Below are 19,167 nucleotides of genomic sequence, written 5' to 3'. Positions count from 1 at the left end.
GTGATCGATCTGCTGCGTACGGTGATGGTAAACCCATAAACCTGCTGGACGGAACCGCTGCGACGTTGGCTAGCCTGCTCTCTACAACCCAGCATTACCAGTTATTGACAGGAGAGAGCACGCTGTGATCCGCACGCACGAGGCTGGCACGCTTCGCGCCGGCCACGCAGGCCAGGCCGTCACCCTGAGCGGTTGGGTCGCGCGCCGGCGTGATCACGGCGGAGTGATCTTCGTCGACCTGAGGGACGCGTCCGGCGTGGTCCAGGTCGTCTTCCGCGAGGGCGAGATGGCCGAGCGGGCCCACCAGCTGCGCGCCGAGTTCTGCATCAAGGTCGTCGGTGAGGTGGCCGCGCGCCCCGCGGGCAACGAGAACCCCGAGATCGCCACCGGTGACATCGAGGTCCTGGTCACCGAGCTCGACGTGCTCAGCGAGGCCGCGCCCCTGCCGTTCCAGCTCGACGAGCACCTGACCGTCGGTGAGGAGACCCGCCTCCGCCACCGCTACCTCGACCTGCGTCGCTCCGGGCCCGCGCGAGCCATCCGCATGCGCAGCGAGGCCAACCGCATCGCCCGCGAGGTCCTGCACGCGGAGCGCTTCGTCGAGGTCGAGACCCCGACCCTGACCCGCTCCACCCCCGAGGGGGCGCGCGACTTCCTCGTTCCCGCCCGGCTGCAGCCCGGCTCCTGGTACGCGCTGCCGCAGTCGCCCCAGCTGTTCAAGCAGCTGCTCATGGTCGGCGGCCTCGAGCGGTACTACCAGATCGCCCGCTGTTACCGGGACGAGGACTTCCGGGCCGACCGTCAGCCCGAGTTCACCCAGCTCGACATCGAGATGAGCTTCGTCGAGCAGGACGACGTCATCGCGCTCGGCGAGCGGGTCGTCGCCGCCCTCTGGCACGACCTCGCCAGCCACGAGATCTCCCTGCCCATCCCGCGCATGACCTACGCCGACGCCATGGCGCGCTACGGCACCGACAAGCCCGACCTGCGGTTCGGCCTCGAGCTCACCGAGCTGACCGAGTACTTCGCCGAGACCCCCTTCCGGGTCTTCCGGGCGCCCTACGTCGGCGCCGTCGTCATGCCTGGGGGGGCCGACCAGCCGCGCCGCCAGCTCGACGCCTGGCAGGACTGGGCCAAGCAGCGCGGCGCCAAGGGCCTGGCCTACGTCCTGGTCGGCGCGGACGGCACCCTTGGTGGCCCGGTCGCCAAGAACCTGTCCGAGGCCGAGCGCGCGGGCCTCGCCGAGGCCACCGGCGCCCAGCCGGGCGACTGTGTCTTCTTCGCGGCCAACACTCCGTCGGAGGCCCGCGCACTGCTCGGCGCCGCCCGGCTGGAGATCGGCAAGCGGCTCGGGCTGATCGACGAGTCCGCCTGGTCGTTCGTCTGGGTGGTCGACGCGCCGTTGTTCGAGGAGGCCGAGGCCGCCCGCAGCGCCGGCGACGTCGCTGTCGGCGCCGGCCGCTGGACCGCCGTGCACCACGCCTTCACCTCGCCCAACCCGGACTGGGTCGACCGCTTCGAGGAGGACCCGGGCAACGCCCTCGCCTACGCCTACGACATCGTCTGCAACGGCAACGAGATCGGCGGCGGCTCGATCCGTATCCACCGGGCGGACGTGCAGAAGCGGGTGTTCGAGGTGATGGGCATCTCCGCCGAGGACGCCGAGGAGAAGTTCGGCTTCCTGCTCGAGGCGTTCAAGTACGGCCCGCCCCCGCACGGCGGCATCGCCTTCGGCTGGGACCGGATCGTCATGCTGCTGGCTGGCGAGCCCTCGCTGCGCGAGGTGATCGCGTTCCCGAAGACCGGTGGCGGGTTCGACCCGCTGACCAACGCGCCCGCGGCGATCACCCCGCAGCAGCGCAAGGAGGCCGGTGTCGACGCGAAGCCGCCCGCGGCCGCGAAGGCCTAGCGGGTGCTCCACCTGCGTGTGATCTGCCCATCGGACCGGGCGGATCGGGTGCTCGCGCTGCTCCGCGCGCAGCCCGGGGCGACTCACCTGGTGCACCTGCCGGGCGCCGGGGTCCTGCCCGCCGGTGACGTGATCGAGGCCGACGTCGCCCGCGAGGCCACCGACGAGACCATCGGCGGCCTGTGCGAGCTGGGGCTCGACCACGAGGGCGGCATCACGCTCGAGCAGATCGACACGGCCCTCTCGGACGCCGCCGACCGGGCGGAGGCGGAGGCGCCGGGGGACGCCGCGGACGCGGTGGTGTGGGAGGAGCTCCTCGCCCGGACGGGGGAGGAGTCCCGCCTCAACGTCACGTTCACGGCGTTCCTCTCGATCGCTTGCCTGCTCGCCGCCGTCGGGGTCATCACCGACTCGTCGGTGACGATCGTGGGCGCCATGGTCGTCGGACCGGAGTTCGGTCCGCTGGCCGCGGTCGCGGTCGGGCTGGTCCGCCGGCGCTGGGACCTTGTCCGGCGGGCGTCACTGGCGCTGGCGATCGGGTTCCCGCTGGCCATGGCGGTCACCGCGCTCGGCACCTTCCTCGGCAACTGGGCCGGTCTGTTCGACGCCTCGGTGCTCAGCGGCTCGCACGAGGTCGACTTCGTCTACCAGGTCGGTTACTGGTCACTGATCGTGGCGGTGCTCGCCGGCGCGGCCGGGATGCTGTCGATGACCTCGGCGAAGTCCGCGGCGCTGGTCGGCGTGTTCATCTCGGTCACCACGGTGCCCGCGGCCGGGTACGCCAGCGTCGCGCTGATCCTCGGCGAGTGGGGCCGGTTCGTCGGGTCGACCGCGCAGCTCGCGGTCAACCTCGTCGGGATCGTGCTCGCGGCCGCCGGTGTCCTGCTGCTGCGCCGCAGCACCTGGAGGGCGGGGGACGCCGGACGTCCCCTGTCCGAGGGATGAGATTCCCGGCCGACCCCGCGACATGCTCGACATACATCTGTTCTCTTTAATTGTCCGAGAAATCCTCGCTACTTGATCGATGGACACGACTACGGTCGGTTCCAGGGCGGGAGTAGGGTCTGAGGAGATGAGTGTGGATACCGCCGCTGGCCCACCGACAGTTGGTGGCGAAGCGGATCCAGAGGTGTTGGCGACCGTGGTCGCGGCGGAGTCTGTGCTCAGCCGGCGGTTCGGCGCGAGGATCCGGCTGTCCGAGCCCGAGGACCTGGGCGGCAGCGAGCGCTCGGTCGTGGTCCGGGTCCGGGTCTCGACCAGCCCGTTCTCCCTGCCGCGCACGATGGTGCTGAAACGCTACGTGGAGCCGCTCGACCAGCACGGCGACAGCTTCGTCCGCGAGGCGGCCAGCTACCAGCTGTTCACCGCGCTCGCCTCCGAGGACCGGATGTGCCCGGAGCTGTTCGCCCATGGCCCGGACAGCCGCCTGGTGGTGCTCGAGGACCTCGGCGGCGCGCCCACCCTCGCCGGCAAGCTGCTCGGCGACGACGCCCGGGCCGCCGAGCGCGCGTTGCTGTCCTACTCGCGCTCGCTCGGCCGGCTGCACGCCACGACCGCCGGACGCGAGGCCGACTTCGACGCGTTGCAGCGCCGCCTGACCCCGCCGGCGACCAAGGACCCCCTCGCCGTCGACGGGGCCGCGGCGATGGAAGGGCTCCCGCTGCTGTTGCGTGACGAGTTCGGCGTGACGACGAGTTCGGCCGCGCACGACTGCGCCGAGCGCAGCCGGGCACTGCTGGAGACCGGCCGTCACCGGGCGTTCAGCCCGTCGGACTCCTGCCCGGACAACAACCTGATCACCCAACGAGGGGTCCGGTTCCTCGACTTCGAGGGCGGCTGCGTCCGCAACGCGATCTTCGACGCGGCGTTCCTGCAGGTCCCGTTCCCCTCCTGCGGGTGCGCGTTCGCCCTGCCGCCCGGGATGTCCGACGCGATGCTGGCCGCGTGGCGGTCGGAGGTGCGGGTCGTCTGGCCGGACCTCGACGAGGACGACGTGCTGGTACCGCGCCTGCTCGAGGCCCAGCTGTTCTGGGTCTGGCTGACCACCTGGCAGATGTTCACGGTGCCGGCCTCGGCCCGGATCCACTCGACGAGCCCCGGCCCCACGCCGAAGGAGAGCCAGGTGCTCACCCACCGGTGGCGCAGGCTCGCGCTGGCCGCGGAGGCGGCCGGGGTCGAGCCGGTCGCCGAGCACGCCTCCCGCGTGCGGGAGGCGCTGGCCTCGCGGTTCGACGACGCCGACCCGCTGCCGCTCTACCCCGCCTTCCGCTGAGCGCGGAGCGGTCGGCGCCAGGCGCGATCTGCGCCCGGCGGGCGGTCGCCGTAGCGTGAGGCCATGAAGGGCACCGAGGACAACCTGCTGACCGAACCCGCCCTGGACGCGCCACGCATCGTCTCCGCGTACGACTGGGGAGCACTCGGCGACGTGATCGACGTCGGCGGGGGCGACGGCACGCTGCTGATCGCGCTGCTCAACGAGTACCCCGCGCTGCGCGGGCAGGTGCTCGACCTCCCGGACGTCGCGGAGTGGGCACGCAAGCGGATCGACGCCGCTGGTCTTGCGGACCGGGGTGGTGCGATCGCCGGCGACTTCTTCGACGAGCTGCCCGCCGGTGCGGAGGGGTACCTGCTGGCATACGTGCTGCGGAACCGGGATGACGAGGACGCCCGCCGCATCCTGCGTCGCTGCGCCGAGGCCGCAGGCGAGGACGGTGCCGTGTTCGTGATCGAGACCGTCGCAGAGCGCGGCGCGCACCGGGACCTGCCGGCGCTCACCGCACTGGTCGAGAGCGCCGGGTTGGTGGTCGCCGACGTACACGACGCGGGTGAGGTCGCCGTGCTGGAGCTGAGCAACCGCTAGGGCGCGGGTTGGCGATCCGCGTCGTCGCTGGCGAGGCGGCGGGCGGGCTCCGTACCTGCTTGTGCTCGGTCTGCGGCGACACCGCGCCTGCGGCGGGCTGGGCGCGAAGACCCCGAGCGAGGGCTGTGTGAACGTGCCCTGGCGGGCTCAGTCCCTGGTGAACCGCACGCGCTCGGGGGCGAGCGGCCGCAGGCCGCGGATCACCTCGTCGAGCGAGGTGTCCTTGTACTGCTCGGAGATCGCGAGCGGCGAGCCGAAGCCGCTCGCCAACCGGCGCATCCGGCGGTCCTGCGCCCCGTCCAGAGCGCCCGCGAGCGCCTCTCGCACCGGCTCGACGAGGTCGAAGGTGAGGTAGCGCGCGGTCGAGGTCCGCCGGCCGTGCCAGGTGTGCAGCGCGATGCCCCTGACCTCCGGCCAGTCCAGCCGCACCGAGGTGGGACGGAGGAAACCACCGGTGCGCACCCAGAGGTGCTCGTCGTCCGCGGCCAGTGCGGGGCCCAGCGCGACCTCCGACCGCAGGCTCAGCACCTCGAGCACCCAGCCGGCCAGACACAGCACGCCCACGACGCCCCAGACGCCGAGCGGGGTGCCGGTCGCCGCCACGCCGAACGCGGCCACGAGCACCGTCACGGCGAACATCGAGAGGGTGAGCAGCTGTCCGCGCACCGCCGAACGGCGGTCCGTTCGCACGACCAGCGTCGCGTCGTCGGGAACCCGGCTCGTCCGCTGCACGCGCGCAGCCTAGCGACCGCCGTGTCGCGGGGACGGAGGGCTTAGCCGCCGTTTCGCAGCAGGTCGACTGCCTGCCGGTGGCCGAAGTGCTCCGCCCAGCCCGCCGGGGTGGCGTTGTAGAGCGCATCGGCCACGGTGGGATCGGCTCCCGCCTCGAGCAGTGCCTCGATCACGTCGAGGTGCCCGTTCTCGGCGGCGTGGTGCAGGGCGGTCGTGCCCACCCCGTGGCCGGGACCGCCGAAGGTTCCCGGGCGGTCGGGCTCCGCGCCCAGCTCGAGCAGGAGCCGGACCGCGGCAGTCCGGCCCTTCGTCGCCGCCCAGCAGAGCGCCGTGCCCTGGTACACGTTCGCGTTCACGTCCGCCCCGTGACCGACGAGGGACGCGATCGTGCGAAGCGAGCCGGACCGGGCCGCCCAGCTGAGCGCCTCGTCGCGCGCCTCCGCCGGCGAGTCCGAGGGCTGCCAGGTGGGGAAACCGCCGTGCGGGCGGTAGAAGCCCCGGTGCGCGCCGGCGGAGGGCGTGTCCCACAGCTCCTCGAGCAACGCCGCGTCGTCCAGCCCGGCGGCCACCCGGAGGTTCCTCGGGGTGATCTCGTGTGCCGCGAGCACCTCGGCCGCCTCTCGGTGGCCCCAGAACAGGGCGACCACGAGGGGCGTGCCGCCGTCGCCCCGCGCAGCCACCTCCGCCGGGGCGCCCGCCGCGAGCAGCATCCGCGCCAGCCCGGGGAGGTTCGAGTAGCCGGCCGCGTGCAGTGGCGTCCACCCGTGCACGTTCCCCCGCGAGACCTCCGCGCCCCGCTCGAGCAGCGCCGTCACCGTCCGCTCGTCGGCGCTGGCGGCGGCCAGCCCGAGCAGGTCGTTGCCGTTGGTACCGCGGGCGGCGACCAGCCACGGGAACCGCTCGAGCAGCGTGACGAGCGCGTCGAGGTCGTGCGCGCGCAGGGCCCGGAACGCCAGCGCGAACGGCTCGTCGTCCACCGTCGCGACGTGCTCGCACAGCTCGGTCCAGGACGGGAAGCCGTGGTCGCGGGCGACGACCGAGCGAGCGCCGGCCGAGGTCAGCGGGGCGGACCACCGCGCGAAGGCCGCGACGGCACCCGCGGTGTCGTCTCCGGCCGAGGCGAGCAGCCCTTCGGCCCGGTCCGCGTAGTAGTCGGGGTCGGGCTCGAACGTGTGGTGCGGCTCCCCGCCGGCCACCGCGACGCGGCCGAGGTAGTGGCGCAGGCCGGACCAGCTGGCGAACCCGTACTCGCGGGCGACCACGAGCTCGGCCTGGTGCGGTAGCAGGTCCTCCGCGTCCGGGAGCACCGCCCTGACCCGGGTACGGGCCTGCGCGACGCCACGCCGGTGGGCGTGCAGCAGGGCCTGCGCCTCCTCCTCCGGGCGCTGCGGCACGGGTCGTGACACGAGAGACCTCCAGCGGACCTGTTCAGGCGGCGGTGCGGTCGAAGCGTCCGATCCGAGGACCGGCCGCGCGGCGGCCCGATGCTAACCGTGTCCGGCACCGCCCGGTAGCGTCGAACACGTGGACGAAGGGCCCGACCTGCAGCTGTTCGACAGTCCGCCGGAGGAGCGGCACCCGGGTGGCAGTGCCCGCGTCGCCGCCAACGCGCCGCTGGCCGTGCGGATGCGGCCCGCCTCGCTCGAGGAGGTGGTGGGCCAGGACCACCTGCTCGGCCCGGGTGCCCCGCTGCGCCGCCTGGTCGAAGGCGCCGCACCCGCCTCGCTGCTGCTCTACGGACCGCCCGGCACCGGCAAGACCACGCTGGCCATGCTCGTCTCGAGTGCGATCGGGCGGCGCTTCGTCGCGCTCTCCGCGCTCTCGGCCGGGGTGAAGGAGGTCAGGGGTGTCATCGAGGAGGCCCGCCGCAGGCTGACCCACTCCGGCGAGTCCACGGTCCTGTTCATCGACGAGGTGCACCGGTTCTCGCGTACGCAGCAGGACGCACTGCTCGGCGCCGTCGAGGACCGGATCGTCCTGCTGGTCGCGGCAACCACGGAGAACCCGTTCTTCTCGGTGGTCTCGCCGCTGCTGTCCCGGTCGCTCGTGCTCCAGCTGCGCTCCCTCACCGACGACGACGTCCGGGCGCTGGTTCGCCGGGCGGTCGCCGACGAGCGCGGCCTCGGTGGCGGCGTCACCCTCGACCAGGACGCCGAGGACCACATCGTCCGGCTCGCCGGCGGCGACGCCCGCCGCGCACTCACCGCCCTCGAGGCGGCGGCCGACTCCGCGCTGGCCACCAACGACGGGACCGTGGACCTGTCCACCGTGGAGTCCACAGTGGACAAGGCGGCGGTGCGCTACGACCGCCAGGGGGACCAGCACTACGACGTCATCAGCGCGTTCATCAAGTCGATCCGTGGTTCCGATGTGGACGCCGCGCTGCACTACCTGGCCAGGATGATCGAGGCGGGCGAGGACCCGAGGTTCATCGCCCGCCGGCTGGTCATCCATGCCAGCGAGGACGTCGGCATGGCCGACCCCACGGCCCTGCTGACCGCGACCGCCGCCGCGCAGGCCGTGCAGCTGATCGGGCTGCCCGAGTGCGCGCTCAACCTGGCGCACGCCACCGTGCACCTGGCGACGGCGCCCAAGTCGAACGCGGTCACCACCGCGATCAGCCAGGCGATGACGGACGTCCGCCAGGGCGCCATCGGCGCGGTGCCCGCCCACCTGCGCGACGGTCACTACACCGGTGCGAAGAAGCTCGGCAACGCCACGGGCTACCGCTATCCGCACAACGTGCCGGAAGGCGTGCTGGAGCAGCAGTACCCGCCCGACGAGCTGGTCGGCCGGGACTACTACGAACCGACCCAGCGCGGCGCCGAGCGCACCCTCGCCGAGCGGGTGCCGAAGCTGCGCCGCGCGATCCGCGGGTCCCGGTGAGCGCGGTCGGTCCGTGGTCGCGCGCGCGGCGGTGATCCGGACAGGCCCCCACCCTGGCCCCGGGGTAACCTGACCCGCATTCCACGACGTTTGGCACCTAGGAGGGCTCGTGTCAGCAGGGCAGGTCGCCGCGCTGATCGCGGCCGGCGCGTTCGTACTGCTCGTACTGCTGCTGGCGATCCCGTTGATCAAACTCGGGCGAACGCTCGACGAGGCCACGATCGCGATCCGCAAGGCGCACATGAACACCGACCCGCTGTTCGACGAGGCCAACACGGCGCTGACGCACGTCAACGCCCAGCTCGAGCGCGTCGACGGCATCGCGGCGAACACCCAGGCCGTGACCGGCAACGTCTCGGCGCTGACCTCGCTGTTCACCGCCACCCTCGGCGGCCCGCTGGTCAAGGCGGCCGCGTTCTCCTACGGCGTGAACAAGGCACTCAAGGCGCGGCGCAGGGCCAAGCAGGACGGCGAGGGCAAGCACGCGCGGCGCGGGAAACGGCGGGGAGGCCGCAAGTGAAGCGCCTTTTCTGGTTGGGAGTCGGTGTCGCCACCGGGGTAACGTTGTCCCGGAAGGCGAAGGAGACGGCCCGTCAGGCCACCCCGGCCGGCATCGCCGGCAACCTCGGCGCGGCGATCAGTGAGCTGGCCGGAGCGATCGGCTCGTTCGGTGCCGACGTGCGAGCGGGGATGGCCGAGCGGGAAGAGGAGCTGTCGGACGTGGTCGAGCGGCGATCGGGTGTGACCCCCGGGCCTCGCCACGCGCTGGGCGCGTGGGAGGAGTCCCGCGACGCGGCACGTCCCGACCGGGCGGCGGGGCGTCGTGCCCTGCCCGACGCGCGAGCTCGCCGGGCGGGTGGCTGACCCGCGCCGTTCCGCGCGTCGCTGCTCGCCGTGACCCCGGCCTCCGTCGTTTCGACACCGTCAAGGACCCACCGTGCAGACACACGAGATCAGCAAGCGTTTCCTCGATCACTTCAAGGCGGCCGGGCACACGCTGGTGCCCAGCGCCTCGCTCATCCTCGACGACCCGAACCTGCTGTTCGTCAACGCCGGGATGGTGCAGTTCAAGCCGTACTTCCTCGGTGAGGAGCCGCCGCCGTACCCCCGGGCGACCAGCGTGCAGAAGTGTGTGCGCACCGGGGACATCGACGAGGTGGGCAAGACCACCCGGCACAACACGTTCTTCCAGATGGCCGGGAACTTCTCCTTCGGTGACTACTTCAAGGCCGGTGCCATCGAGCACGCCTGGCAGCTGGTCACCGGGAGCCAGGCCGACGGCGGGTACGGCTTCGACCCGGACCGGATCTGGGTCACCGTCTACCGCACCGACGACGAGGCCATCGACCTGTGGCGGAAGATCTCGGGCCTGCCCGACGAGCGCATCCAGCGCCGCGGCGGCAAGGACAACTACTGGGACATGGGCGTGCCCGGTCCCGGCGGCCCGTGCTCGGAGATCTACTACGACCGCGGCGAGGCGTTCGGCAGGCCCGGCGGCCCGGTCGCCGACGAGGACCGGTACCTGGAGATCTGGAACCTCGTGTTCATGCAGGACGAGCGCGGTGAGCTCTCGCCCAAGGAGGACCACCCGCCGATCGGCACGCTGCCGGCCAAGAACATCGACACCGGCATGGGCGTCGAGCGGGTCGCGTTCCTGCTCCAGGACGTCGCGAACGTGTACGAGACCGACCTGGTCCGCCCCGTGATCTCCAAGGCCGAGGAGATGTCCGGCCGCCGGTACGGCGCGGACGATGTGGACGACGTGCGGTTCCGGGTGATCGCCGACCACGCGCGCAGCGGCGTGATGCTGATCGGGGACGGTGTCACCCCGGGCAACGAGGCGCGCGGCTACGTGCTGCGCCGCCTGCTTCGCCGGATCGTGCGCTCGGTGCGACTGCTCGGCGTGAACGAGCCGGTGCTGCCGGAGTTCGCGGCCGTGGTCCGCGACACGATGGGACCGAGCTACCCGGACCTGGTCAGCGACTTCGCCCGGATCGAGTCGGTCGTGCGGGCCGAGGAGGAGACCTTCCTCGCCACGCTCACCAGCGGCTCTCGGATCTTCGACCTGGCCGCGACCGAGACCAAGCGGTCGGGCGGCGCCGTGCTGCCGGGGGACAAGGCGTTCCAGCTGCACGACACCTACGGGTTCCCGATCGACCTGACCCTGGAGATGGCGGCCGAGCAGGGCCTCACGGTGGACGAGGAGGGCTTCCGCCGCCTGATGACCGAGCAACGCCAGCGCTCCAAGGAGGACGCGGCGGCGCGCAAGGTCGGCCACGGCGACGGCGGTGCCTATCGGTCCATCCTCGACACCCACGGGGTCACCGACTTCCTCGGCTACCGCGACCTGAACACCGAGGCGACCGTGGTGGGCCTGCTCGCCGACGGTGCCCCGACCGCGTCGGCGGGCGCCGGTACCGAGGTGGAGGTCGTGCTCGACCGGACGCCGTTCTACGCCGAGGGCGGTGGCCAGCTCGCCGACACCGGCCGCATCGTGGGCGACGGCTTCGAGGTGGAGGTGCGGGACGTCCAGTCGCCGGTCGCCGGGCTGAACGTGCACCGCGGAACGGTGGTGTCGGGTGAGGTGCTGCTGGACAGCCCGGTCAGCGCCGAGGTCGACGCGAGCCGCCGCCGCGCGGTGTCCCGGTCCCACTCGGCCACCCACCTGGTGCATGCCGGGGTGCGGCGGGCACTGGGTACACAGGCGGCGCAGGCCGGGTCGCTCAACGCGCCGGGCCGGCTGCGGTTCGACTTCACCTCGCCCGGCGGGGCCGTGCCGCCGAGCGTGCTCGCGGACGTCGAGGACGAGGTCAACGACGTGCTGCTGAACGACTACGACGTGCGGGCGGAGATCACCACGCTCGACGAGGCACGCAGGTCGGGGGCGATCGCGTTCTTCGGCGAGAAGTACGGCGAGAAGGTCCGTGTGATCACGATCGGTGACTACTCCAGGGAGCTGTGCGGTGGGACGCACGTGCACCGCTCCGGGGAGATCGGCGTGGTCAAGCTGCTGTCCGAGGCCTCCATCGGAGCCGGTGTGCGCCGTGTCGAGGCGCTCGTCGGCCTGGACGCGTTCCGCTTCCTGGCGCGCGAGCACGTGCTGGTCGGTCAGCTGGCCGAGCAGTTCAAGGTTCGGCCGGAGGAGCTGCCGGAGCGGATCGGGCAGACGGTGGAGCGGCTGCGGGCGGCCGAGAAGGAGCTCGAGAAGCTGCGTGGTGCGCAGCTGCTCTCGTCCGCGGGGACGCTCGCCGAGCAGGCCGAGGACGTGGCTGGCACGGCACTCGTGGCGGTCGCGGCGCCGGACGGCGTGGGGGGCAACGACCTGCGTTCATTGGCCGCGGAGGTCCGCAACCGTCTCGGTGCGCGGCCGGGTGTCGTGGCCCTGTTCTCCGCCGACGGACCGAAGGTGAGCTTCGTGGTCGCCACCACCGCCGCGGCGCGCGAGAACGGGCTCGCGGCCGGCAAGCTGGTGCCCGCGTTCGCGCCCGCCATCGGGGGTCGCGGCGGCGGCAAGCCGGACCTGGCGCAGGGAGGTGGCGGCAACCCGGCAGGGGTCCCGGAGGCGGTCGCGGCGCTGCGTCGGGCGCTCGCGGAGGGCACCGGGTGACCGAGCCCGACCGGCCGGGCGTCGACGATCCGGGGCCTGGCCGACGGCTCGGGGTGGACGTCGGCTCGGTCCGGGTCGGGGTGGCGCTGAGTGATCCCGCTCCCATGCTCGCGACACCACTCGTTACTCTGTCTCGCGACGAGCGTTACGGCACGGATATAGACCAGCTGGCCGAGCTCGTCGTCGAGCACGAGGTGGTCGAAGTGGTAGTCGGGTTACCGAGGACGCTCGCGGCTCGCCACGGGAAGGCGGCGGCCGGCGCTGTCGCCTACGCCCGCCGGCTGGCCAAACGGGTCCGTCCGGTGCCCGTCCGGCTGGCCGACGAGCGGCTCACCACGGTCAGCGCCACCAGGATGCTCAGTGAGCGGGGTGTACGCGGGAAGCGGCAGCGGGCGGTGGTCGACCAGGCGGCCGCCGTCGAGATCTTGCAGGCCTGGCTGGACGGGCGGGCTCGGCACCTGCCTCCGGAGGCGCGGCAACCATGACCGACGACGACCTCGACCTGTTCGACTCCCATACCGACCGCAGACGCCCGGCGCCGCGGCCGGCGAAGCGCAAGAAGCGCCGTACCAGCCTCTGGATCGGGATGGCCGTGGTGCTGGTGCTGATCGCGGCCGGCGGCTACTACGGGTACCGGCAACTCGCCGACATCGGCAGCTACGACGACTACACCGGCCAGGGTGAGAGCGACGTCGTCATCGAGGTGAAGAAGGGCGACTCCACCGCCGACATCGCCGCCGCGCTCGTTGAGTCGGAGGTGGTCGCGAGCACCAGTGCCTTCGTCGCGGCCGCGGAGACCGACGGCCGGGTGCGGGCGGTCCAGCCCGGCTTCTACGTGATGAAGACCAAGTCCTCCGGCAAGGCAGCGGTGGGCCAGATCGTCAAGCCCGAGGCGAAGGTCGGCAACCTGCAGATCACGCCGGGTACCCAGCTGCACGACATCAAGCAGCCCGACGGCGCGGTCAACCCGGGCATCGTCGCCGAGCTCTCGGCCGCCTCGTGCGCCAAGCTCAACGGCAAGAGCACCTGCGTCCCCGCCGACCAGCTCTGGGCCAGCGTCAAGAAGGCCGACCTGGCGAAGCTGGGCGTGCCCGAGTGGGCCGTGGGGCCGGCCAGCCGGGCCGAGCCGGAGCGCCGGCTGGAGGGCCTGATCATGCCGGGCGTGTACGACGTCCGCCCAGGGGCGAACGCCGACGAGCTGTGGAAGCAGCTGGTCTCCGACTCCGCGACCCGGATGCAGGCGCTCGGCCTGCCCGACGCGGCCGTGGACACCGGCTTCACCCCGTACCAGGTGCTGACGATGGCGTCCCTGATCGAACGCGAGGCGATCGAGCAGGACTTCGGCAAGGTCTCCCGCGTGACCTACAACCGCCTCGCCGAGGACATGCGGTTGCAGTACGACTCGACGGTCAACTACGTGTTGGACCGCCCGACGATCCGCACCGACGACGCGGACCGTGAGCGAGCAGGCCCGTACAACACCTACAACAACACCGGGCTCACCCCGACGCCGATCTCCGCGCCGAGCAAGGAGGCGATCAACGCGGCGGTGAAGCCGGAGCAGGGCCCGTGGCTGTACTTCGTCCGCTGCCAGACCGACGGCACGTCCTGCTTCGCGGTCAGCATCGAGGAGCACCAGCAGAACGTCGTCGAGGCTCAGAACCGGGGTGCCTACTGACCTCGGCTCCAGTCGACCAGACGCCGGCCGCGCCGCGCCGCGCCGCGGTCGTGGGCTCACCGGTGGCGCACTCGCTGTCGCCGGTCCTGCACACGGCGGCCTACCGGGCGCTCAGCCTGACCGGCTGGACCTACGACCGCGTCGAGGCCGACGCGGCGGCCCTGCCCGAGCTGGTCGGCTCGCTCGACGCGAGCTGGGCGGGGTTGTCGGTCACGATGCCCGGCAAGCAGGCCGCACTGGCCGTGGCCGCCCGAGCCACCCCGCGTGCGGTGGCGGTCGGAGCAGCGAACACGCTGGTACGTCAAGAGGCCGGCTGGCATGCCGACTGCACCGATGTGGACGGCGTCACCGGAGCACTCCGCGCGGCCGCCGGGTTCACCCGCGCGGGGGATACGCCGGGTGTAGTGCTGGGCGCCGGCGGTACCGCGTGCGCTGCCGTGGCCGGGCTGGCCGAACTCGGTGTCCAGGTCGTCCGCGTTGTGGTCCGGGAGCCGCGCAGGGCCGAGGCCGTCGTTCGGTGCGGCAGCGAGCTCGGTGTCGCCGTCGACCTCGTCCGGTGGGCCGGAGCCGACCTGGCCGCCCTGGCCGCCGACGCCGCGGTACTCGTCAACACCACCCCCGCCGCGGCCGTCGAGGACGTCGTCGATGACCTCGCCGCGGCCGCCTGCGTGCTCGACGTCATCTACCACCCCTGGCCGACCCCACTGTCCGTGGCCGTCGCCGCCCGCGGCGGCAGGCTTGCGACAGGCCTGGACATGCTGCTGCACCAGGCTTTCGGACAGGTCGAGCAGTTCACCGGACTGCGGGCGCCGAGGGCGGAGATGCGTGACGCGCTGTGGACCGCGACCGGCGGCATCCTGCCCCTGCCGCTGTGAGGAGTCGCGGATCCCGAGCGGCGAGAAGTGACCACGTGCAGTAGTGTCGTTGATCACACCAAGCCCACCCTTCCGAGAGATCAGGGGCTCATGCGCGACCGCGACCCTTCACCGAGCGTTGCCAATGTCGATCAGGAGACCTTTGCCGACGGATGGTGGGCGGCGCTGGGCGCTGAGGCCCCTGCGAGCCAGGAGGCTCCCGAGCGGCTGGCCGTTCTGGCCGAGCGTCTGGCGGCGAGCCTTGGCCAGGAGCCGTTTCCGGAGGAGGTCCCCCGCGAGGTCGGGCGCGACCTCGCCGGCCAGGGCCTGTCGCCCTCGGCCCTGCGCAGCTCGATCGAGTTCCTCGCCACGAGCCTGGTGCCGCCGTCCGGGTCCATGTCGGGTCCGGACGGGCGGGCGAGGGCCGCGTGCCTGCTCGGCGCGCTCGCCGAGGGGTACGCGGAGCGGCGCGCCGACTCGCCGGAGAGCATCGGGAACCTGTTCGAGAACTCCACGCTGGGCTTCGCGCTGGTCGACGACCGGGGCGCGTTGCGCAAGGCGAACGCCGCACTGGGCGAGCTGGCCGGGCGCTCGCCGGAGGAGTTGGTGGGTGCCGACGTCACGGCGTTGTTCGCCGCCGACGGCGCGCACGTTGACCTCGCCCTCGGCAAGGAGGTCCGGACCGACGCCTGGCTGGTCGGGGCCGGAGGTGAGTCCACCGCGGTCGTGCTCGAGGTCACGCCCCTGAACTCCGCGCGGCGGGCGCTGGTGGCGGTGAGCGTGGACGAGACCCGGTCGCTGCGCGGTGCGTTGATCCGACAGAGCCTCAACGACGCGGTGACCGGTCTGCCCAACCGTCCCCAGTTCCTCGGCTGGCTGGAGCGCGCGTTCGCCGAGGGCGGAGCGGCGACCGTCGGGCTCGTGCACTTCGACGTGGATGGCTTCCACGTGGTCAACAACGCACTCGGCCACGAGGCGGGGGACCGGGTGCTCTCCTCGGTGGCCCGGCGGCTTCGCTCCGCCTGCGAGCCCCTGGGGCCGGTCGCGCGTACCGGCGCCGACGAGTTCACGCTGCTCGTGGAGTCCCCGCGGAACACGCTGAGGTTGGTCGAGCTGGTGGAGGAGGTCGACGAGCTGCTCGCCGAGCCCGTCTACGTCGACGGCGCCGGAGTCGGGGTGACGGTCAGCGTCGGCATCAGCCTGCGCTCCACCCGCGGCACGACGCCCGGCGAGGTGTTGCGCAGCGCAGAGGTGTCCGCGCGGTGGAGCAAGGAGGACGGCCGCGCGCGCTGGACTCTCTACGACCCGCAGCGCGACGCGCGGGAGCGTGAGCGGTTCACCCTGGCCGCCTCGGTCGCGGGCGCGTTGGAGGAAGGCGACATCGAGGTCTGCTATCTGCCGGTGTTCGCGCTGCCCGACCGATCGCTGACCGCTGTCGAGGGCATGCTGCGGTGGAACCACCCCGAGCTCGGGGTCCTGTCGCAGCAACGGTTCCTCGAGCTGTCCGAGGTCACCGGCAGCGCGATCCGGCTCGGCTACCGGATCCTCGAGGAGACCTGCACGGTGGCCGCGGGCTGGCTGGCCGAGTTCGGTGAGCGTGCGCCCCGTGCCGCGGTGCCGCTGAGCCTGCGGCAGAGCCGGGAGCCGGAGTTGGCGGCCACGGTGCGCCACATCCTCGACGTGGCGGCGCTGCCACCGCAGCGGCTACAGCTGTTGGTCGAGGACGACGTCCTGATGGCGTTGGACCCAGACCAGCTCGAGGAGCTGGACATCCTCGTCAGCAGTGGTGTCGCTATCGTGCGCGAGCAGCGGGGTGGTGGCCGGTTCGACGCCCTGGCCGACCCGGGGGTGCCCCTGCGTGGTCTGCGGGTCGACGGCTCGGTCGTGCGGGGACTCGATGAGGACGCCGGGTCCGTGGTCCGGTCCGCGGTGGAGGGCATGCTCGCCTGGGCCGTGCAGACCCTCGAGATGGATCTGATCGCCCGAGGCGTGCGGTCGGCGTCGGAGGCGGAGGCGCTCACCGCTCTGGGCGTCGACGCCGCCCAGGGCCCGTACTTCGGCGGGGAGCTGACCGCCGACGAGGTGCGCGCGCTGCTCGGCCAGCCGAACTGAGAGGTTCGACTGCTCCTTCGGTGTTGAACCCCGCTGACCGGGGGTGGACCTTTGCGGTCGTTGCAGGGACAGGATCTCCGGCACCGCGGGGTGGATGGGTCTCGTGGAGGGGTTCAACCCGGGCAGGAAGGCGATGCGGGCTGGCCGCCGCCGTCGCAGCACTCGGCCCGTACGCCGCTCAGTGGCCGGCACCCACGTAGGACGGGGTGTCGGCGGTGAAGGGTTGGGCGTCGACGGCGGCGCGGGTAGCGCTGCCGTCGACGCCCGGGTGTCCGGTGGGCCTCAGCCGACCGGTTCGAGGACCTTCGGCTCCGGTCGTGCGTCGGGCCGCTCGCGGGGACGCAGCCAGCGGGGTGTCCACCAGTTCGCCCTGCCGAGCGTGGCCATCAGGGCCGGCAGCACGACGGCCCTGATGAGCGTGGCGTCGAGCAGGATCGCCGTGGCCAGGCCCACGCCCATCTGCTTCATGTCGATGGTGCTGAGCGTGGCGAAGATGGAGAACACCCCGATCATCACCGCCGCCGCGCTCGTGACCACGCCGGCCGAGCGGGTGATACCGGCCGCCACCGCCTCACGAGTGTCGAGCGCGCCGTTCGCCGCCGCCTCGCGGATTCGGCTGACGACGAACACGTGGTAGTCCATCGACAGCCCGAACAGCGTGACGAACAGGATCACCGGCAGCCAGGCCACCACGCCCCCGGTCGAGGTGAACCCGAGCAGCCCCTCGGCCCAGGTGTTCTGGAACACCAGCACCAGCACGCCGTACGCCGCCCCGGCCGACAGCAGGTTCAGGCCGATCGCGCTCAGCGCGATGACCGGGGCCCGGAACGCCCAAAGCATGACCAGGAACGTCAGCAGCAGGACGAACCCGATCACCCACAGCAGCGCGTCGCTCATGGTGTCGACGAAGTCGTTCTCCCCAGCGGTCTGCCCGCTCACCGCGAACTCCGCACCGGCGACCGTGCCCACCGTGGCCGGAAGGAGCTCGGTGCGCAGCGTGGCGAGCGACCGGTCCGCCTCCGCGCTGCCGCCGCCGTACGGGATGGCGGCGGAGACCAGCAGAATGCGCCCGCTGGCGGCCTCGGTCACCTCGGCCGGCCGGTCGTGGGCGAAGTCCTCGTCGGCGGCCAAACGGTCGAGCAGGTCGTCCACGGCCCGCCGGGCCGCCGCCGTCTGGTCCGCCGGCACCCGCACAGCGATCTGGTGCGACGCGCCCGTGCTCGGGAACGCCTCGGTCATCCGGTCGTAGGACTGCATGATCGGGATGCTGCGCGGCAGGTCCGCCTCGGACGGGGCGTTGAGCGTCATGCCGAACGCGGGCACCGCGAGCGCGGCCAGGAGCCCCGCGGAGATCGCCAGCGTGGTGCGGGGACGACGCAGACTGGGACGCAGGACGGCTCGCCAGAACCGGGGCTCGCTCTTCTGCCGCATCGACAGCCGCCACAACCACGGCACCCGGGGCCGGTCGACCCACCGGCCGAGCTTGGCGAGCAGGGCGGGCAGCACGGTGATCGAGCCGATCATCGCGACGAGCACGACGAGGATCGTGCCGACGGCGATGGACGAGAACACGATGTCGTTGACCACAAACATGCCCGCCATCGCGACCGTCACCGCGACACCGGAGACCACGATGGCGTGCCCGGAGGTGGCCGCCGCGATCTCCACCGCGTCGACGTGCCCGGCGCCCCTGGCCCGTTCCTCCCGCTCCCGCCGGATGTAGAACAACGAGTAGTCCACACCCACGGCCATGCCGATCAGCAGGATCATGCTGCTGGTGTTGTCCGTGGCCGGGATCAGGTGCGACACCAGCGCCGAGAGCCCGAGCGCCGACCCCACCGCGGACATAGCCAACAGCACCGGCACGCCCGCCGCGATCAGCGCGCCGAACACCACGAGCATGATCAGCAGGGTGACCGGGATGCTGATCAGCTCGGCCTTCTGGAAGTCGGCACCGAGGGTCTCGGAGAGCGCCTTGTCCAGCGACGCCCCGCCGACCTGCTCGACCCGCAGGTCCGGATAGCGGTCCTGCACGGCAGCCGTCGTGTCCAGCAGCGGTTGCACGTGGTCCTCGGCGCTGTCCCGCTCCCCCCGGAGCTCGACGTTCACCAGGACGGCGGTTCCCTTCGGCGACGGCACCGCGTCGCTGACCGAGTCGACGCCGGACAGTGCCCCCATCTCGGCCCGGACGTCGTCGGCGGCGGCCATCGCGCGGGAGGTGTCCAGGTCACCCTCGCGGGCAGAGATGAGGACGTTCTCCGTCGCCGGCCGCTGGAACCCGGACTCGTCGACGATGCTCTGGTAGGTGGCGAGCTCGCCCTTCGGGTTGTCGTCGAACTCCGCCTGCTTGGTTCCCGCGAAGGTACCCGCGCCGACGCACACCGCGACGAACAGGATCCACGCGCCGATCGCCCGCCACGGGTGCTCCGCACTCCATCTGGCGATTCGCACGGTTAACATCGGCTTGCCCATCTTCCACCCCTCTGAACTGCGATTTCCGGTGTCGTTCTCTGGGAGAAGACTGGGGTA

The 19,167-nt window shown here is 72.2% G+C and carries 15 protein-coding genes; 12 read left to right on the top strand and 3 right to left on the bottom strand.

Annotated features, from left to right (window positions below; all coding sequences use genetic code 11):
* Positions 1-124 precede the first annotated feature (124 nt).
* The 4 genes from aspS (at position 125) to BU204_RS01190 (ending at position 4,769) form a co-directional block, all read left to right on the top strand.
* On the top strand, positions 125-1,909 hold the full coding sequence (aspS, locus tag BU204_RS01205; protein ID WP_075123602.1) for an aspartate--tRNA ligase: 1,785 nt from the start codon (positions 125-127) through the stop codon (positions 1,907-1,909).
* A gap of 3 nt (positions 1,910-1,912) precedes the next feature.
* A complete protein-coding gene (locus BU204_RS01200) occupies positions 1,913-2,854 on the top strand; it encodes a DUF389 domain-containing protein (RefSeq protein WP_075123601.1) in 942 nt (313 codons plus the stop codon).
* Between the two features lie 127 nt (positions 2,855-2,981).
* Positions 2,982-4,181, top strand: coding sequence for a hypothetical protein (locus tag BU204_RS01195; protein ID WP_075123600.1), 1,200 nt, complete (start codon positions 2,982-2,984; stop codon positions 4,179-4,181).
* Between the two features lie 63 nt (positions 4,182-4,244).
* Positions 4,245-4,769: a methyltransferase gene (locus BU204_RS01190; RefSeq protein WP_075123599.1), complete on the top strand. Its 525-nt coding sequence runs from the start codon at positions 4,245-4,247 to the stop codon at positions 4,767-4,769.
* A gap of 147 nt (positions 4,770-4,916) precedes the next feature.
* Here the strand turns inward: BU204_RS01190 and BU204_RS01185 are convergent, their stop codons facing one another.
* Together BU204_RS01185 and BU204_RS01180 are read right to left on the bottom strand one after the other, a co-directional pair.
* Positions 4,917-5,501: a hypothetical protein gene (locus tag BU204_RS01185; RefSeq protein ID WP_075123598.1), complete on the bottom strand. Its 585-nt coding sequence runs from the start codon at positions 5,499-5,501 to the stop codon at positions 4,917-4,919.
* Between the two features lie 41 nt (positions 5,502-5,542).
* The gene (locus tag BU204_RS01180; RefSeq protein ID WP_233159002.1) at positions 5,543-6,907 is read right to left on the bottom strand and encodes an ankyrin repeat domain-containing protein; all 1,365 of its coding nucleotides are present in this window, start codon (positions 6,905-6,907) and stop codon (positions 5,543-5,545) included.
* Between the two features lie 142 nt (positions 6,908-7,049).
* On the opposite strand from BU204_RS01180, the gene BU204_RS01175 reads away from it, so the two are divergent.
* The 8 genes from BU204_RS01175 to BU204_RS01140 all read left to right on the top strand — a co-directional run bounded on the left by BU204_RS01175 (position 7,050) and on the right by BU204_RS01140 (position 16,638).
* Positions 7,050-8,387 carry a replication-associated recombination protein A gene (locus tag BU204_RS01175; RefSeq protein ID WP_233159010.1) on the top strand — a complete coding sequence of 446 codons (1,338 nt, stop codon included), beginning with the start codon at positions 7,050-7,052 and terminating at the stop codon, positions 8,385-8,387.
* Between the two features lie 109 nt (positions 8,388-8,496).
* Positions 8,497-8,907, top strand: coding sequence for a DUF948 domain-containing protein (locus tag BU204_RS01170; protein WP_075123596.1), 411 nt, complete (start codon positions 8,497-8,499; stop codon positions 8,905-8,907).
* Positions 8,904-9,251 carry a hypothetical protein gene (locus tag BU204_RS01165; protein WP_075123595.1) on the top strand — a complete coding sequence of 116 codons (348 nt, stop codon included), beginning with the start codon at positions 8,904-8,906 and terminating at the stop codon, positions 9,249-9,251. The genes BU204_RS01170 and BU204_RS01165 overlap by 4 nt, the downstream gene beginning before the upstream one ends.
* A 73-nt stretch (positions 9,252-9,324) precedes the next feature.
* Complete coding sequence (gene alaS, locus BU204_RS01160) at positions 9,325-11,994, top strand: alanine--tRNA ligase (RefSeq protein WP_075123594.1); 2,670 nt, start codon at positions 9,325-9,327, stop codon at positions 11,992-11,994.
* A complete protein-coding gene (gene ruvX / locus BU204_RS01155; protein ID WP_075123593.1) occupies positions 11,991-12,479 on the top strand; it encodes a Holliday junction resolvase RuvX in 489 nt (162 codons plus the stop codon). The genes alaS and ruvX overlap by 4 nt, the downstream gene beginning before the upstream one ends.
* Positions 12,476-13,672 carry an endolytic transglycosylase MltG gene (gene mltG / locus BU204_RS01150; RefSeq protein WP_075123592.1) on the top strand — a complete coding sequence of 399 codons (1,197 nt, stop codon included), beginning with the start codon at positions 12,476-12,478 and terminating at the stop codon, positions 13,670-13,672. Before ruvX ends, mltG begins: the two co-directional genes overlap by 4 nt.
* Positions 13,669-14,547, top strand: coding sequence for a shikimate dehydrogenase (locus BU204_RS01145; RefSeq protein ID WP_075123695.1), 879 nt, complete (start codon positions 13,669-13,671; stop codon positions 14,545-14,547). Before mltG ends, BU204_RS01145 begins: the two co-directional genes overlap by 4 nt.
* 90 nt (positions 14,548-14,637) lie before the next feature.
* A complete protein-coding gene (locus tag BU204_RS01140; protein WP_075123591.1) occupies positions 14,638-16,638 on the top strand; it encodes an EAL domain-containing protein in 2,001 nt (666 codons plus the stop codon).
* A 282-nt stretch (positions 16,639-16,920) separates the two neighbouring features.
* On the opposite strand, the gene BU204_RS01135 is transcribed toward BU204_RS01140, so the two are convergent.
* Complete coding sequence (locus BU204_RS01135) at positions 16,921-19,098, bottom strand: MMPL family transporter (RefSeq protein ID WP_198942719.1); 2,178 nt, start codon at positions 19,096-19,098, stop codon at positions 16,921-16,923.
* Positions 19,099-19,167 lie beyond the last annotated feature (69 nt).

Source organism: Actinophytocola xanthii (genome assembly GCF_001921205.1).
In the GTDB taxonomy this organism is placed as follows: domain Bacteria; phylum Actinomycetota; class Actinomycetes; order Mycobacteriales; family Pseudonocardiaceae; genus Actinophytocola; species Actinophytocola xanthii.
The sequence above is the reverse complement of the archived record's forward strand: the minus strand, read 5'-3'. Positions and strand labels throughout refer to the sequence as shown.

Coding starts and splice junctions, on each gene's coding strand:
- BU204_RS01195 (WP_075123600.1), top strand. CDS start 2,982: ATGAGTGTGGATACCGCCGCTGGCCCACCGACAGTTGGTGGCGAAGCG.
- BU204_RS01190 (WP_075123599.1), top strand. CDS start 4,245: ATGAAGGGCACCGAGGACAACCTGCTGACCGAACCCGCCCTGGACGCG.
- mltG (WP_075123592.1), top strand. CDS start 12,476: ATGACCGACGACGACCTCGACCTGTTCGACTCCCATACCGACCGCAGA.
- BU204_RS01140 (WP_075123591.1), top strand. CDS start 14,638: ATGCGCGACCGCGACCCTTCACCGAGCGTTGCCAATGTCGATCAGGAG.
- BU204_RS01135 (WP_198942719.1), bottom strand. CDS start 19,098: ATGTTAACCGTGCGAATCGCCAGATGGAGTGCGGAGCACCCGTGGCGG.